The organism is Chromobacterium sp. INPA-IVC (assembly GCF_059047085.1).
Genome location: NZ_JBTNLS010000001.1, coordinates 560921 through 577386 on the forward strand (window position 1 = coordinate 560921; position 16466 = coordinate 577386).

Here is a 16466-nt window from a genome sequence, read left to right on the forward strand (position 1 = left end):
GCCGGATTGCCGGATCAGGACTCCTTCGCCCTCAGCGCCGCGCCGGCGCTCGCCCGGGCAGTTCCGCGGCTCAGGGAACTGAGCGCGATGCCGCCGAAAATCGCCGCCAGCCCGGCCGCGTGATACCAATGCAGCTCTTCGCCCAACAGCGCGATCGATTGCATCGCGCCGAAAGCCGGCATCAGGTACAGGAAAGCCGCCGCCTTGGCGGTGCCTACCATCGCGATGGCGCGGTTGTACAGCAGATAAGCCACCACGGAAGGCAGCGCGCCCAGATACAGCAAGCTAGCCGCGGCGCCGGCGTCCAGCGTCGGCAGGCCGCGCGACGACAGCTCGCCCAGGAACAGCGGCAGCAGCACCGCCTCGCCCACCAGCAGCAGCGCGGCCATCTGCACCATTGGATCGATGCCCTGCTTCAGCTTGCGCAGGCCCAGCGTGTAGATGGCCCAGCTCAGGCCGCCGGCCAGCACGAACAGGTCGCCGCCGCTGAAATGAAAGCCGCCGATCTCCAGCAGATTGCCTTTCAACACGATCAACAGCGCGCCGCACAACGCCAGCGTCATGCCCATCCACTGCCGGCTGCTCAAGCGCTGGCGGAAATACAGCGAGCCCAGCAGCAGCACCATCACCGGCGTCGCGCTGTTGAGGATCACCGCGTTGGTGGCGGTAGTGGTCTGTACCGCCCAGTAGACGAAGGTATTGGTCAGACCGATGCCGAACAGGCCCAGGACAAGCAGCAACGGCCATTGCGCGCGCAGCTTGCTCCAGTTGCGGCCCAGCCTGGGCAGGGCGAACGGCAGCACGCAGGCCAGGGCGATGCCCCAGCGGGCGAAAGCCAGCGTGAACGGCCCCAGCTGCGTATGCAGCGCGCGGGCGATGACGAAGTTGGTGGACCACATCAGCATGGTCAGCACCAGCAGGATGTAAGCGTTGCGTTGAGAATGAATGGCGGGCATGGCGGCAAATGTAAATAATTTGTGCCATTTTACAATAATTCAAAGACGTATTATTTCAATAAATAATCAAATAATGGAATATTTTATATATTAAAAAATCATGCCAGGAAGAAAAGTTCAAGAAAGAACAAAATCGCGCAAACTACGTTCGCCAGAGCCAAATCAAGCCAACACACACCCTCTACGACTAAATAGCTAGACCGCCTCCCACCTCCAGGGAACTGTCGCGCCGCCGAGTCCGGCATACAATTTCCACCATATCGGCAGTCCCCTAAGGATGCACCATGTTGTCCGACCGCTTCGGCCGCGCCATTGATTACCTGCGGCTTTCCGTCACCGACCGCTGCGACCTGCGCTGCAGCTATTGCCTGCCCAAGGGTTTCAAAGGCTTCGAAGAGCCCGCGCACTGGCTCCGCTTCGACGAGATCGAACGCGTCGCCGCCGCCTTCGTCCGCCTGGGCACGCGCCGCATCCGCCTGACCGGCGGCGAGCCGCTGCTGCGGCGCGACCTGCCTTTGCTGGCCGGCAGGCTATCCGCCCTGCCCGGCCTCTCCGATCTCTCGCTGTCCACCAACGCCACCCAGCTGGAACGCCATGCCGAGGGCCTGCGCCGCGCCGGCGTGAGCCGGCTCAATGTCAGCCTGGATTCGTTGCGCCGCGACTGCGTGGCGGAGCTGACCGGCAGCGACAGCCTGCCCAAGGCGCTAGCCGGCCTGTCCGCCGCCAAGGCGGCGGGCTTCGAGCGGATCAAGATCAATATGGTGCCGATCGCCGGCGTCAACGACGGCGATATCGAAGCGATGGCGGAATTCTGCATCGAGCACGGCTTCATCCTGCGCCTGATCGAGGCGATGCCGATGGGCGACAGCGGCCGGGACACCCGCGGCAGCGAGCTGGCGCCGATACTGGAGCGGCTGGGCCGCCGCTTCGGCCTGTCCGAGCTCAGCGTCAGTCTGGGCGGCGGGCCGGCCCGCTACTGGGGATCGCGCGACGGCCGCTTCACGCTGGGCCTGATCACGCCGATCAGCCAGCACTTCTGCGCCAGCTGCAACCGGGTGAGGATGTCGGTGGACGGCACGCTCTACCTGTGCCTGGGCCAGGAGCAGCGTTTCGAGCTGCGGCCGCTGCTGCGCGCCGGCTGCAGCGACGCCGAGCTGGACAACGCCATCCGCGCCGCCATCGAGCTGAAGCCGGAAAAACACGACTTCCGCGAAGCGCCGGCCAAGGTGATGCGCTTCATGTCGCAGACCGGCGGCTGAATCACCGCTTATCCGCCAGCCAGGCGGCAATGAAATGCGCTACCCCGTCCGCGTCGTTCAGATCCAGCACCGGGATGTCGGCCGCCAGCGGCGCGTCGCTGGCCACCGCGATCACATCCCGGTCATCCAGATAGCGCGCCGGCTTGCCCAGCGCCGGCCGGTACACTTCCAGCTTGGGTACAGCCAGGCTCTTCTGCCCCTCCAGCAGCACCAGATCGCACGGCGACAGGCGCGCCAGCTGCTCCTCCAGCGTCAGCTCGCGCGCGGTCTCGGCGAACACGCCCACCCGGTGCGGGGACACGATCATCACCTCGCAGGCGCCGGCCTGGCGATGGCGGAAACTGTCCTTGCCGGGCGAATCCAGCTGCACGTCGTGGTGGCTGTGCTTGATCACCGACACCCGCAGCCCCCTTCTAATCAACGCGGGCAGCAAGGCCTCCAGCAAAGTGGTTTTGCCGCTGCCCGAATAACCGCATATGCCCAGTACCGCTTGCATGCCTTCTCCTTTTGGCGGATTGTCACGAACACCGATAAAAGCTATGTTAAGACAATCAATATTTAAACCATAACCGCGACTGCCTATTGTGCAGCCCGCCGCCGCCGTTCGCCATCCGCCAAAAGCAGAATCACGCCCATGCCCGACATCCGCCTCGCGCCTCCCCGCTTCCAGACCCTGGCCAGCAAATTGCTGGTGCTGTCGCTGTTGGCGCTCTTCATCGCGCTGGTCTCGATAGGCTACACGCTGGCGCTGTCCTGGCGGCTGGAGGGCGGCGCCGCCGCGATCAACGACGTGGGCAGCCTGCGCATGCGCACTTTCCGCGCTGCCTACCTGCTGTCCACCCAGGCCCCAGACCGCCTGCTGCGCGACGAGATAGAAGGCTTCGATCAGACGCTGGCCCGGCTGAAGCGCGGCGACCCGGCCCGGCCGCTGTTCCTCCCAGACAACCACGACATCCGCACCCAGGAACAACGCCTGGAGCAACGCTGGCGCAGCGACATCCGCCCGCGGCTGCAGGCCGCCGGCAGCCGGCCCACCACCCAACAGCTGCACGCCTTCGTCGCCGAGATAGACAGCCTGGTCGGCCTGCTGGAGCGCGACAACGAAAACCACACCAATCTGCTGCGCATGTTCCAGATGGTGCTGATCGCGATGGCGCTGGCCGGCGCGGTGACCATGGCCTACATGCTGTTCCTGATGGTGATCAACCCGGTCAACACCCTGAGCGACGCGATACGCCGCCTGCGCGAGGGCGAGCTGGACACGCGGGTCAAGGTGGACCGGCAGGACGAATTCGGCATGCTGGCCGAAGGCTTTAACCAAATGGCCGGCCGGGTGCAGGACCTGTACCAGAACCTGGAAAGCAAGGTCCGGCAGAAAACCCGCGAGGTGGAAGAACAGAACCTGCGGCTGAAAACGCTGTACGACATGACTTCCTTCCTGCACCAGCAGCGCGCGCTGGACGAAACCTGCCACGGCTTCATCGGCCGGCTGATGCAGCTGACCGGCGCCGACGCGGCCAACGCCAGGCTGGTGGACCCCGAGCGCGGTAAGCTGGATCAGATCGCCCAGCAGGGGCTGCCCGAGGAGATGGCGCTGGTCGAGGAATGCATCCCCGACGACGCCTGTCACTGCGGCGAAGCGGCGCAACAGCCGTTCGCCGTGCTGCGCCATATCGGCGAGCTGGAAGGCGAAGAGATCCGCCACTGCGGCAAGGCCGGCTTCGCCTCCATCGCTGTGTTCCATATCCGCAACCAGCGCGAGGATGTCGGCATCTTCACGCTGTACTTCCGCCAGAAGCGCGTCTTGTCGATGGCCGAGCAAATGCTGATCGAAACCCTGGGCCAGCATCTGGGCGTCGCCATCGAAAACCAGCGGCTGGGCGCGGTGGAGCGCCAGTTCGCGGTATCCGAGGAGCGCAATCTGATGGCTCAGGGCCTGCACGACAGCATCGCCCAGTCGCTGTCCTTCCTCAATCTGCAGGCGCAGATGCTGGAAGAGGCGATGAATTCACGCGAGGAAGAGCTGGCCCGCGAGAACCTGGCCTTCATCCGCGCCGGCGTGCAGGAGTGCTACGAAGACGTCAGGGAGCTGCTGCTCAACTTCCGCACCCGCATCAGTCGCCAGGAATTCCCGGAAGCGGTGCGTACGCTGCTGCAGCGCTTCGAGCAGCAGACCCGGGTGCCGGTGGCGCTGGAAATGCGCGGCGAAGGCAAGCCGCTGGACCCGCAACAGCAGCTGCAAGTGTTCTTCATCCTGCAGGAAGCGCTGTCCAATATCCGCAAGCACGCCGAGGCCAGCGAGGTGGAAGTGGAGATCGACAACACCGCCAGCTTCAGCATGCGCATCCGCGACAACGGCCGCGGCTTCGATTCCGGCCAGCTGGCGGCGAAATCCGCGCGCCACGTCGGCGTGTCCATCATGCAAGAGCGGGCCAACCGCATACACAGCCAGATTCAGATCAGCTCCGCGCCGAAACAAGGCACCACAGTGGAACTGACCCTGCCCAAAGAGGAGCGCACCAGCGCATGACACAAGCCATACGCATTTTACTGATCGACGACCACACGCTGTTCCGCAGCGGCCTGAAGGCGCTGCTGCAACGCCAGGACGACTTTCTGGTGGTCGGCGAAGCCGCCGACGGGCTGGATGGCGTCAAGCAGGCCGAGCTGCTGCGGCCCGACGTGGTGCTGCTGGACCTGGACATGCCGGTGATGAACGGCCGTGAGGCGCTGGCGCAGATACTGAGCGGCTGTCCCGACGCCGCGGTGCTGATGCTGACCGTGTCCGAGGATGGAGACGATCTGGCCGAATGCATGCGCGGCGGCGCCCGCGGCTACCTGCTGAAGAACATCAACGCCGACTTCCTGCTGGACAGCATTCGTCGCGCGGTGGACGGCGACAGCGTGCTGTCGCCGGAAATGACCGCCAAGCTGCTGGCCCGCCTGCGCCAGCCGGCAGCCAAGGCCAGCGAGGCCGACGCGCTGACCCCGCGCGAGCGGGAAACGCTGAGCTGGCTGGCCCGCGGCTCCAGCAACAAGGAAATCGCCCGCGCGCTGGACCTGGCTGAGAGCACGGTCAAGGTGCATGTGCAGAACATCCTGCGCAAGCTGTCGCTGAGCAGCCGGGTGCAGGCTGCGGTCTATGCCGTCGAGCATGGGTTGGACAAGGTCTGATGCTCGCCAGGTTTGGCACCCTCGCTTTCATGCTTACCGTCGCTCGGGGGCCTAAAACATGTTCACGTTCTGTTGGGCTTTGCATCCGCTTCGCGGATAGCCATTTTTATTGCCGGGTCGCCCCGGCGTGCAGGGAGGGGATATTTGTTGAGTGATACAACATGTCCGGACATCCTGACCCCCTGCAAGCCTGGCCTGTGGCTTCCCATCGGCTCCCGCCAGGCACGATGCGTGCCTGAACTCCCCGCACTAGCGTCGGGGCTCGAACATCCAGCCGCTTAAAACCTCGGGCCTCTCACCCGACGGCAGACTTGAAGGGACCGGGCGCATTGAAAGCGTGTTTTTTACAAACTAGACCCAAAGCCAAAGATCATGAACAGGCTCTAGAACCAACCCGCGCTACCCTCTCATGCATTACGAGTTCAGAGTGGAATGCCCCTGCCTGGCAGGTGGTGTGCTTTGTCAATTCTTAAGTCTCCCCAAGAGGTCATACCAGCCGGCATCGCTCTGATTTAAATATGAAAATATTGACGGCATATTTTTTATGTACCAGAATTTGGTGGCTTCATCCAACTTTTCGCGTGTCTATTACAAGTTAGGCCCACTACACATATGGATTGGATACCATCCCTGCTTAAGCATCTTGCAATTTCACGGTCAGCGATTGGCGCTGCATTTGCTACAGCTTGCGTTATGTATTTCGGCCCTAGGTTTGCTCCTTTTTACGTAGACCCCGTTCCAAAGGAGTGGGCTTTTATCGTAGTTGCTGTCTTAGCGTTCTCGGGTTTCTTGCTATTCACATGGGCAGTATCCGGAGCCTTCCACATAGTAGGGCGCAAATTTACTTCAACGTCGAAAAAAATCAGTGCTCAAAAATTGAGTCAGGATGAAGTCAATCTTCTTTATGCGCTCGGCCAAAATCCCCGCGACTCGTTGAATCTCGATCACATTAATTACAAAGCCATCAACCTTAGTCGGCTTGAAGTATTAAACGTAGTTCATAGCCTTGAAAAAAAGGGCCTCGTCTCGCTAAACCCGTATAGCACATCCGACCTTGTCTCACTTACACAATCAGGCATGCAACGAGCACTAGAGATTCAACGTACATCAAGGTCAAATTCGGCCTAACCACTCCATCCACCCACAAGCTGCGCTTCTGAGTTACCTTCGCGGCTTCGCCGCTGCAGTGGCTCCTAACATCAAACGTTAGGTACCCATGGGAAATTGTCTATCGGACCCATTGGGGCCATATCCTGACCGCGATGAGTTTCAAATCGCCCCCTCATTTGGGTTAAATACCCCCTCGGCATAGATCACCTTGCCTGCTTGTGTAAAGCGGAGGAAATTTTTCTACAAACAACGGTTGAGGCTTTCTATATCCATTGGTATCGCGAATCCTAACCAAACAAAACGCCGCGCTCCCTCTCAGGATGCGCGGCGTTTTCCATGCCCAGGCCCAGATCCTTAGCCGCGCGGGCGCACCAGCTGCCAGGCGCGTCCCAGGTAGGTCACCGCGCCGAAGCCGCTCCACACGTGCACCAGCCGGGTGAAGGGGAAGATCACGAACAGGCTCATGCCCATGAACAGGTGCAGCTTGAACACCGGCGAGGCGGAAACGATGAAATCCGCCGCGTCGCCGCGGAAGGTGACGATGTGCTGCGCCCAGCTCATCAGCAACACCATTTCGTGACCGTCCAGATGCTGGGCCGACACGAAGATGGTGGACAGGCCCAGCAGCAGCGTGGCCAGTATCCACAGCAGCACCAGCTTGTCGCGCCAGGTGGTGTTGGCCGCCAGGCGGTCGCACATGAAGCGGCGGTGCAGCAGCAGCACGATGCCGATCAGGCACAAGCCGCCCATCAGGCCGCCGGCGCTCATCGCGAACACCTGCTTGAAGCTGTGCGTGACACCCAGCGCATCCCACACCGCCAGCGGCGTCAAGAGGCCGGCCAGGTGGCCGAAGAACAGGCCGATGATGCCCAGGTGGAACAGGATATTGCCCAGGCGCAGCTGGCCGCGGTACAGCAGTTGCGACGACTCGCTCTTCCAGCTGTACTGCTCGCGCTCGAAGCGGATCAGGCTGCCCAGCAGGAAGATGGCCAGCGCGATGTAGGGATAGATGCCGAATACGAATCTATGCAGGTAGTCCATGTTTGTCTCCCGATGGCGGGGCGTCAGCGCCGCCCGCCGCCCCTCTCCCATTCAGCGAAGAGGGGGCAAGGTTTCAGGCGCGCGCGCCGCGCGGATAGAAATTGACCGGGGCGATCGCCGGCGGCGCCGGGCGCAGCAGCGGCTCCACGCCGTCCGCGCCTGGGCCGAAGGTTTCCAGCATTTCGTCCATGTCGCGGATAGGCGGCGCCTGCAGCGGCTCCGGCTTGACCGGCGACAGCGTCAGCAGCGCGTCGAACAGGCCGGCGTATGCCGACTCCGCCTCGTTCAGCCTGCCGGCGACGTGGCCGATCACATGCACCGCGTCGCCCAGCAGCCGCTCGGACTCGGCCTTGTCGCACTGCCCCAGAAACTCCAGGAACAGCGGCAGGTAGTCCGGCAGCTCGCTGCAGGCCGGCTCGAAGCCGTGCCGGCGGTACTCCTCCAGCAGGTCCACCATGGCCTGGCCGCGGGCGCGGTCCTCGCCGTGGATATGCTCGAACAAGTGCAGCGAGTGGGACGGATTACGGTCGAAGGTGAGCACGTAACGCTGCTGCAACTCGATCAGGTCCTCGTTCTCCAGCGCCTGCAACAACGGCTCCAGCAGGCTGGCGGTTTGCAGGTGCTCGGCCGCCTCGGCGCGGATCTCGTCCACCGCGGCGACCAGTTCGGCCTCCGGGTAGCACAACAGCGCGGATAGAATGGCGTGGATGCGCATGATGGTCTCCCTCAGTTGCCGGCGTTGGACTTGCGGTCGCGCCGCATGTCGTGGAACACGATGGGCGTGGCCTTCTTCTTGCCGAACAGGCTGGCCTCGGATTCGCCGCCGGAGCAGCCGTTGCCGAAGCTGAAGCCGCAGCTGGCCTTGTCCTCGAACGCCTCCTCCACCATTTCCTTGTGGCTGGACGGAATCACGAAGCGGTCTTCGTAATTGGCGATGGCCATCACCTGGTACATCTCTTCCACCTGGCTTGCGGTCAGGTGGGTGCCGGCCAAGGTCGACGCGTCGCGGACCTTCTCCACGCTCTTCTTGCGCATGTAGCGGCGCATCGCCACCATGGTTTCCAGCGCCTTGACCACCGGCTCTTCCTTGCCCGCCGTCAGCAGGTTGGCCAGGTACTTGATCGGTATCCGCAGGCTCTGCACGTCCGGGATGATGCCGCCCTCGCCTATCAGGCCGTTCTCCATCGCGCTCTGGATCGGCGACAGCGGCGGGATGTACCACACCATCGGCAGCGTCCGGTACTCCGGGTGCAGCGGGAAGGCCACCTTCCACTCCATCGCCATCTTGTACACCGGCGAGCGGCGGGCGGCGTCCAGCCAGCTTTGCGGGATGCCCTGCTTCAGAGCCTCGGCCGCGATGGCCGGATCATTCGGGTCCAGGAACAGGTCCAGCTGCGACTGGTACAGATCCTGCGGATCTTCCACCGCCGCCGCCTGTTCGATCTTGTCGGCGTCGTACAGCAGCACGCCCAGGTAGCGGATGCGGCCGACGCAGGTTTCCGAGCACACGGTAGGCTGGCCGGACTCGATGCGCGGGTAGCAGAAGATGCACTTCTCGGCCTTGCCGGACGTCCAGTTGTAATAAATCTTCTTGTACGGACAGCCAGACACGCACATCCGCCAGCCGCGGCACTTGTCCTGATCGATCAGCACGATGCCGTCGTCTTCGCGCTTGTAGATGGAGCCGGACGGGCAGGAGGCGACGCAGGCCGGGTTCAGGCAGTGTTCGCACAGCCGCGGCAGATACATCATGAAGGTGTTCTCGAAGGCCGAGTACATCTCCTTCTGGATGCCTTCGAACAAGGCGTCCTTGGCGCGCTTGGAGAATTCTCCGCCCAGGTCGTCCTCCCAGTTCGGGCCCCACTCGATCTTGTCCATCTTCTTGCCGGTCAGCACCGACACCGGACGCGCGGTCGGCGGCGTCTGCATCCGCGGCGCGTTCTGCAAATGCTCGTAGTCGTAGGTGAACGGCTCGTAGTAGTCGTCAATGGCCGGCAGATTGGGGTTGGCGAAAATATTGGCCAAAATTTTCAGCTTGCCGCCCTGGCGCGGCTCCAGCTTGCCGTCGCTGCGCCGCTTCCAGCCGCCCTGCCACTTGTCCTGGTTTTCCCAGTCCTTGGGGTAGCCGATGCCGGGCTTGGTTTCCACATTGTTGAACCAGGCGTACTCGATGCCGTCGCGGCTGGTCCACACGTTCTTGCAGGTGACCGAACAGGTGTGGCAGCCGATGCACTTGTCCAGGTTCAGCACCATGCCGATTTGCGCGCGTATCTTCATTGCTTCTCTCCCGCCGGAACGTCCATCCAGTCGACTTTGTCCATCTTGCGCACCACCACGAACTCGTCGCGGTTGGCGCCCACCGTGCCGTAGTAGTTGAAGCCCCAGGACAGCTGGGCGTAGCCGCCTATCATGTGGGTGGGCTTGGTCACGGTCCGGGTCACCGAGTTGTGAATGCCGCCGCGCTTGCCGGATACCTCGGCGCCCGGCACGTTGATGATCTTCTCCTGGGCGTGGTACATCAGCGTCATGCCTTCCGGCACCCGCTGCGACACCACCGCGCGGGCGGTCAGCGTGCCGTTGACGTTGAATACCTCGATCCAGTCGTTGTCGGCGATGCCGGCCTTGGCGGCGTCGATCTCGGACAGCCAGACGTGGGGCCCGCCGCGGCTGAGCGTCAGCATCCGCAGATTGTCGGAATAGGTGCTGTGTATGCCCCATTTCTGGTGCGGGGTGATGAAGTTCAGCACCAGCTCATGATTGCCGTTGCCATGCTTGCCCAGCACCGCCTGCGTGGTCTTCAAATCGACCGCCGGCTTATACACACACAATCCCTCGCCGAAGGCGCGCATCCACTGGTGGTCCTGGTAGAACTGCTGGCGGCCGGTCAGCGTGCGCCACGGAATCAGCTCGTGGACATTGGTGTAACCCGCGTTGTAGCTGACTTCCTCGCTTTCCAGGCCGGACCAGGTCGGCGAGGAAATGATCTTGCGCGGCTGCGCCTGCACGTCGCGGAAACGGATGGTGTCATGCTCTCGCGGGCGGGCAAGGTGTGTATGGTCGCGGCCGGTGATTTTCGACAGCGCGTCCCAGGCTTTCACCGCCACATGGCCGTTGGTCTCCGGCGCCAGCGTCAGAATCATCTCCGCGGCGTCGATGGCGGTCTCCAGCCGGGGCTGGCCCTTGCCGGCGCCCGATTGCGCCACCTGGTTCAGGCCGCGCAGGATATCCACCTCGTGGGCCGTCTTCCAGCCTATGCCCTTGCCGCCGTTGCCAGCCTTTTCCAGCAACGGGCCGATGGTGGTGAACTTGTCGTAGATCGCGCCGTAGTCGCGCTCCACCACCGTCATCGCCGGCATGGTCTTGCCCGGCGCCGGCTCGCACTCGCCCTTTTTCCAGTCCTTGGGGTCGAAAGGCTGGCCCAATTCCTGCGGGCTGTCGTGCATCAGCGGCGTCAGCACCAGATCTTTCTGCGTGCCCAGATAATCCTTGCCGATCTCGGACAGGCTCTTGGCGAAGCCCTTGTAGATTTCCCAGTCGCTCCTGGCCTGCCACAAAGGCTGCACGGCCTCGGACAGCGGGTGGATGAAGGGGTGCATGTCGGAGGTGTTGAGGTCGTCCTTCTCGTACCAGGTGGCGGTGGGCAGCACGATGTCGCCGTACAGGCAGGTGGTGGACATGCGGAAGTCCAGCACCACCATCAGGTCCAGCTTGCCCTCCGCGGCCGGACGCACGGTGATCTCGGATGGCTTGATGCATTCGTCTTCCGAGCCCAGCACCGCGTTCTGGGTGCCCAGCAGGTATTTGAGGAAGTACTCGTGGCCCTTGCCGGAGCTGCCCAGGATGTTGGAACGCCAGACGAACATGTTGCGCGGGAAGTTCTGCGGGTTGTCCGGATCATTGCAGGCCATGTCCAGCCGGCCCGATTTCAAACCGTCCACGGTATAGGCGACCGGGTCCTGGCCCGCCTCCGCGGCGGCGCGGGTGATGTCCAGCGGGTTGGCGGACAGCTGCGGCGCGGACGGCAGCCAGCCCATCCGTTCGGCCTTGGCGTTGTAATCGATCAGCGCCATGTCGGCCATCTTGCCGTCGGCGGTTGGGCACAGGATCTCGCCCACGCCCAGCTTTTCATGCCGCCACTGGCTGGTATGGGCGTAGAAGAAGCTGGTGCCGTTCATCTGCCGCGCCGGGCGGTTCCAGTCGCCGGCGAAGGCCAGCGGCGCCCAGCCGGTTTGCGGCCGCAGCTTTTCCTGGCCGACGTAGTGGCACCAGCCGCCGCCGGACTGGCCGATGCAACCGCACAGCATCAGCATATTGATGATGCCGCGGTAGGTCATGTCCATGTGGTACCAGTGGTTCAGCGCCGCGCCGACGATGACCATGGACTTGCCCTGGGTCTGGTCGGCGTTCTTCGCGAACTCGCGCGCCACCTGGATCACCAGCTCCGGCTTCACGCCGGTGTGCTTCTGTTGCCAGGCCGGTGTGTACGGCACGTCGTCCATGTAGTCGATGGCGAGGTTGCCGCCGCCCAGGCCGCGGTCCAGGCCGTAGTTGGCGGCCATCAGGTCGAACACCGTGGCCACCAGCGCCTCGCCGCCGTCGGCCAACTTGACGCGCTTGGCCGGCACATTGCGGGTCAGCAGTTCATCGTGCTCGGAACCGAAATACGGGAAGCCTACGCCGACCACCTCGTCGCGATGCTCGATCAGCGACAAGCGGCCCGACACCTCGCGCGCGCCCTCGGCCTTCTGCTCCAGATTCCACTTGCCGTCCTTGCCCTCGGCCTGGCCCCAGCGGAAACCGATCGATCCATTGGGCGCGACGATGTCGCCGCTGGCCTCGTCGATCAGCAGGGTTTTCCAGTCCGGGTTGTTGTCTTCGCCCAATTGGCCGTCAAGATGCGAGGCGCGCAGGAAGTAGTCCGGCAGCCAACGCTCGCCGTCGCGCTTGAGCGTCACCAGCATCGGCATGTCGGTGTAGCGGCGGATGTAGTCGGTGAAGTAGGCGGACGGCTGGTCGAGATGGAATTCCTTGAAGATCACGTGGCCCATCGCCATCGCCAGCGCGGCGTCGGTGCCCTGCTTGGGCGCCAGCCAGATGTCGCCGAACTTGGCCATTTCGCCGAAGTCGGACGACACCGCCACCGTCTTGGTGCCCTTGTAGCGCACCTCGGTGTAGAAGTGGGCGTCCGGGGTGCGGGTCATCGGCACGTTGGAGCCCCACACCATCAGGTAGGTGGAGTTGTACCAGTCGGCGGACTCGGCCACGTCGGTCTGCTCGCCCCAGGTCTGCGGGCTAGCCGGCGGCAGGTCGCAATACCAGTCGTAGAACGACAGCGGCACGCCGCCGATCAGGCTGAGGTAGCGGCTGCCGGCGGCGTAGGACACCATGGACATCGCCGGGATCGGCGAAAAGCCGACCACGCGGTCCGGGCCGAATTTCTTGATGGTGAAGGCGTTGGCGGCGGCGACGATCTCGTTGGCCTCGTCCCAGCTGGCGCGCACGAAACCGCCCTGGCCGCGCGCGGACTTGTATTGTTTGGCGAGCGCAGGCGTCTGGCTGATTTTTTCCCAGGCCTCGACCGGGCTCAGGGTCTGGCGCGCGTCGCGCCACATCCGGGCCAGTTCGCCGCGCAGCATCGGATATTTGACGCGCTGGGCGGAATACACGTACCAACTGTAAGACGCGCCGCGCGGACAGCCGCGCGGTTCGTGGTTGGGCAGATCGGGGCGGGTGCGCGGGTAGTCGGTCTGCTGGGTTTCCCAGGTGATCAGGCCGCTCTTCACATACACCTTCCAGCTGCAGGAGCCGGTGCAGTTCACGCCGTGGGTGGAGCGGACGATCTTGTCGTGCTGCCAGCGCTGGCGGTACGCGTCTTCCCAGCCGCGGTCCTCGTTCACCACCGCGCCGTGGCCGTCGGAGAAGGTGCTCTTCACCTTGCCGAGAAAATTCAGTCTGTCGAGAAAATGACTCATCTTGCCTCCATGCGCGCCGGGGAACTCTGTTTCAAGTCGCTACCGCCCGGCTGCTGGTACTGGTTGCGATAGTTCTTAGCCTACCGTTCCCCAGCAAGCCGCCCAATCGGCCAGTAGGGGTGAACGACGCCTGCAGAGGAAGGGGGCCGGCTAAGCCTTAAGGAGTAGTCCGAAGTAGAACGAAAGCCGGACGTGAAAAAGGCGCCCGCGGGCGCCCTTTCGATACCATCCAAGCCATAGGCAGCAATGCCCGGCCAGTAACCGCCGCCAGCTTAGCAACGCACCTCCGCCTTCTTGCGGGCGTAGTACCAGCCGTTGATCGCCAGGCAGCTCAGGTAGAAGGCGATGAACACGTACAGGGCCGCCTCCACGCCGCCGGTCATCGCGATCGAGGTGCCGTAGCTCTTGGGAATGAAGAAGCCGCCATACGCGCCGATGGCGCTGGTGAAGCCCAGCACCGCCGCCGCTTCGCGGGTGGCGTCTTGCGTCGCCTGCTTCTGCGCCGCCTCGCCTGGGCCGGCCATGCGTTGATGCAGGGTCAGGAAGATGGCCGGCACCTGCATGAAGGTGGAGCCGTTGCCGATTCCCGTCAGCGCGAACAGGCACAGGAACATCGCGAAGAAACCGGTGAAACTGCCGCCCTGGCCGCCGTGCGGCAGGAAGAAGATCACGCCCAGCACACCCAACACCATCAGCGAAAACGCAGCCTGCGTCACCTTGGCGCCGCCTATCTTGTCCGCCAGCCAGCCGCCCAGCGGGCGGGTCAGCGCGCCGACCAGAGGGCCGAGGAAAGCGTAACGGGTGGGGTCGATTTCCGGGAACTGGCCTTTCACCAGCAGCGGAAAGCCGGCGGAGAAGCCGATGAAGGAGCCGAAGGTGCCCACATACAGCCAACACATCAGCCAGTTATGCTTGCGGGTGAAGATCACCGCCTGCTCGGAGAACGAAGACTTGGCCGAGGCCAGGTCATTCATGCCGAACCAGGCCGCCAGCGCCGACACGGCGATGAACGGCACCCAGACGAAGCCGGCGTTCTGCAGCCACATCTGCTTGGACAGCGCGCCTTTCGCCCAATGCTGAGGATCGCCGCCCAGCTGGCCGAACAGGCCCATGGTGATGACGATGGGCACCACGAACTGCACGATGGACACGCCCAGATTGCCCAGGCCGGCGTTCAGGCCCAGCGCGGTGCCCTTCTCCGCCTTGGGAAAGAAGAAGCTGATATTGGCCATGCTGGAGCTGAAGTTGCCGCCGCCGAAGCCGCACAACAGCGCCAGCGTCACCATGGTGACGTAGCTGGTGCTGGGGTCCTGCACCGCGAAACCGATGCCCACCGCGGGAATCAGCAAGCTGGCGGTGGAAATCGCCGTCCACTTGCGCCCGCCGAACACCGGCACCATGAAGGAATAGAAAATGCGCAGCGTGGCGCCGGACAAGGCCGGCAGCGCCGCCAGCCAGAACAGCTGGTTCTGGCTGTAGCCGAAGCCGATGTTCGGCATGTTCAGCACCGCCACGCTCCACACCTGCCAGATCGCGAAGGCCAGCGTCAGCGCCGGAATCGAAATCCACAGGTTGCGCCGCGCCACCGCGCGGCCTTTCTGCTGCCAGAACGAGGCCGATTCCGGCTCCCAGTGTTTGATCAGATAAGTCATGAGTGTCTCCCGCGCCGCGCTCAGCCGCGCTCGCTCGTCAAGGGAATGGGATGGACCGGCGCGGCCGCGCGCGCCTTGGCCTTAGCCGCCGATTTGAAGGAAAAATGCATCCACACCAGGCTGACGCACACCGTGCCGTACAGCAGCATGAAGGCGCTGGAGCGGACGCCGGTCAGGTCCAGCAGCACGCCGAACAGGATGGGCAGCAGGAAGCCGCCCAGACCGCCGGACAGGCCCACCACGCCGGACACCGCGCCGATGGAATCCGGGAACTCGTCGGCGATGAACTTGAACACCGATGCCTTGCCAATGGCCATCGCCACCCCTACCAGGAACAGCAGGCCGGTGAACAGGTAGACGTTGAGGCCGATGTGCAGGCTCATCGGCCCATTCACGGTGGCGACGCGCATCTCGGTCTGCGGATAGGACAACAGGAAGAAGGCCACCCAGCACACCCACATCACCGCCCAGGTGACGACATAGGGACCGAAACGGTCGGACAGATAACCGCCCGCCGCGCGCAGCACGCCGCCCGGCAGGGAGAAGCAGGCCGCCAGCAGCGCCGCGTGCTTCAGGTCCATCCCGTACTCGCCGACGTAGTACTTGGTCATCCACAGCGCCAGCGCCACGTAGCCGCCGAACACCACCGAGTAGTACTGGCAATAGCGCAGCACCGCCGGGTGCTTCATCAGCGCCAGTTGCTGGCGCAGCGTGATGGTGGACGGCGCCTTGTGCGCCGGATCGCTGAAGGAGAACAGCCAGAACAGGATGGCGGCGGCCAGCATGATCAGCGCGTAGGCGGTGGGCACGCTCTGCCAGCCCCAGGCGACGATCAGCGCCGGCGCCACCAGCTTGGTCAAGGCCGAACCCGCATTGCCGGCGCCGAAGATGCCCATGGCCAGACCCTGCTGCTCCTTGCGGAACCAGCGCGCCACATAGGGCGTGCCGACCGAGAACGAGCCGCCGGCCAGGCCGACGAACAGGCCGGCCAGCAGGAACTGCCAGTAAGCGCTGGCGAACTGCATCAGGTAGATGGGAATCACGCAGCTGAGCATCAGCGCGAACAATACCGGGCGGCCGCCGTAACGGTCGGTCCAGATGCCCAGCGGCACGCGGATCAGCGAGCCGGTCAGCACCGGCGTCGCCGCCAGGATGCCGAATTCGGTTTCATTGAGGCCCAGCTGCTGCTTGATCGGGATGCCCAGCACCGCGAACATCATCCAGACCATGAAACAGAGGGTGAAGGCCAGCGTGCTGCTGGCCAGCACGCTGTAGCGTTTGAATGTCGGGGAAGTCATGGCG

General features: G+C 63.6%; 11 protein-coding genes. 3 read left to right on the forward strand and 8 right to left on the reverse strand.

Annotated features, from left to right (window positions below):
* Window positions 1–14: 14 nt before the first annotated feature.
* The gene (locus ACX17K_RS02395; protein WP_493773528.1) at window positions 15–956 is read right to left on the reverse strand and encodes a DMT family transporter; all 942 of its coding nucleotides are present in this window, start codon (window positions 954–956) and stop codon (window positions 15–17) included.
* Between the two features lie 284 nt (window positions 957–1240).
* On the opposite strand from ACX17K_RS02395, the gene moaA reads away from it, so the two are divergent.
* Window positions 1241–2215 carry a GTP 3',8-cyclase MoaA gene (moaA, locus tag ACX17K_RS02400; protein ID WP_493773529.1) on the forward strand — a complete coding sequence of 325 codons (975 nt, stop codon included), beginning with the start codon at window positions 1241–1243 and terminating at the stop codon, window positions 2213–2215.
* Between the two features lies 1 nt (window position 2216).
* On the opposite strand, the gene mobB is transcribed toward moaA, so the two are convergent.
* A complete protein-coding gene (gene mobB / locus ACX17K_RS02405; RefSeq protein WP_493773530.1) occupies window positions 2217–2711 on the reverse strand; it encodes a molybdopterin-guanine dinucleotide biosynthesis protein B in 495 nt (164 codons plus the stop codon).
* Between the two features lie 138 nt (window positions 2712–2849).
* On the opposite strand from mobB, the gene ACX17K_RS02410 reads away from it, so the two are divergent.
* Window positions 2850–4745, forward strand: a complete 1896-nt coding sequence (locus ACX17K_RS02410; protein WP_493773531.1) for a type IV pili methyl-accepting chemotaxis transducer N-terminal domain-containing protein — start codon at window positions 2850–2852, stop codon at window positions 4743–4745.
* Window positions 4742–5389 carry a response regulator gene (locus tag ACX17K_RS02415; protein WP_046156899.1) on the forward strand — a complete coding sequence of 216 codons (648 nt, stop codon included), beginning with the start codon at window positions 4742–4744 and terminating at the stop codon, window positions 5387–5389. The genes ACX17K_RS02410 and ACX17K_RS02415 overlap by 4 nt, the downstream gene beginning before the upstream one ends.
* Window positions 5390–6853: 1464 nt before the next feature.
* On the opposite strand, the gene narI is transcribed toward ACX17K_RS02415, so the two are convergent.
* The 6 genes from narI to ACX17K_RS02445 form a co-directional block, all read right to left on the reverse strand.
* Window positions 6854–7540 carry a respiratory nitrate reductase subunit gamma gene (narI, locus tag ACX17K_RS02420; protein ID WP_046156896.1) on the reverse strand — a complete coding sequence of 229 codons (687 nt, stop codon included), beginning with the start codon at window positions 7538–7540 and terminating at the stop codon, window positions 6854–6856.
* 73 nt (window positions 7541–7613) lie between these two features.
* The gene (narJ, locus tag ACX17K_RS02425; RefSeq protein ID WP_343478936.1) at window positions 7614–8255 is read right to left on the reverse strand and encodes a nitrate reductase molybdenum cofactor assembly chaperone; all 642 of its coding nucleotides are present in this window, start codon (window positions 8253–8255) and stop codon (window positions 7614–7616) included.
* A gap of 11 nt (window positions 8256–8266) precedes the next feature.
* On the reverse strand, window positions 8267–9817 hold the full coding sequence (narH, locus tag ACX17K_RS02430; RefSeq protein WP_493773532.1) for a nitrate reductase subunit beta: 1551 nt from the start codon (window positions 9815–9817) through the stop codon (window positions 8267–8269).
* Window positions 9814–13512 carry a nitrate reductase subunit alpha gene (locus ACX17K_RS02435; RefSeq protein ID WP_493773533.1) on the reverse strand — a complete coding sequence of 1233 codons (3699 nt, stop codon included), beginning with the start codon at window positions 13510–13512 and terminating at the stop codon, window positions 9814–9816. Before ACX17K_RS02435 ends, narH begins: the two co-directional genes overlap by 4 nt.
* Before the next feature lie 272 nt (window positions 13513–13784).
* Window positions 13785–15164: a NarK family nitrate/nitrite MFS transporter gene (locus tag ACX17K_RS02440; RefSeq protein ID WP_343478938.1), complete on the reverse strand. Its 1380-nt coding sequence runs from the start codon at window positions 15162–15164 to the stop codon at window positions 13785–13787.
* A gap of 20 nt (window positions 15165–15184) precedes the next feature.
* Complete coding sequence (locus ACX17K_RS02445; protein WP_493773534.1) at window positions 15185–16462, reverse strand: MFS transporter; 1278 nt, start codon at window positions 16460–16462, stop codon at window positions 15185–15187.
* Window positions 16463–16466 lie beyond the last annotated feature (4 nt).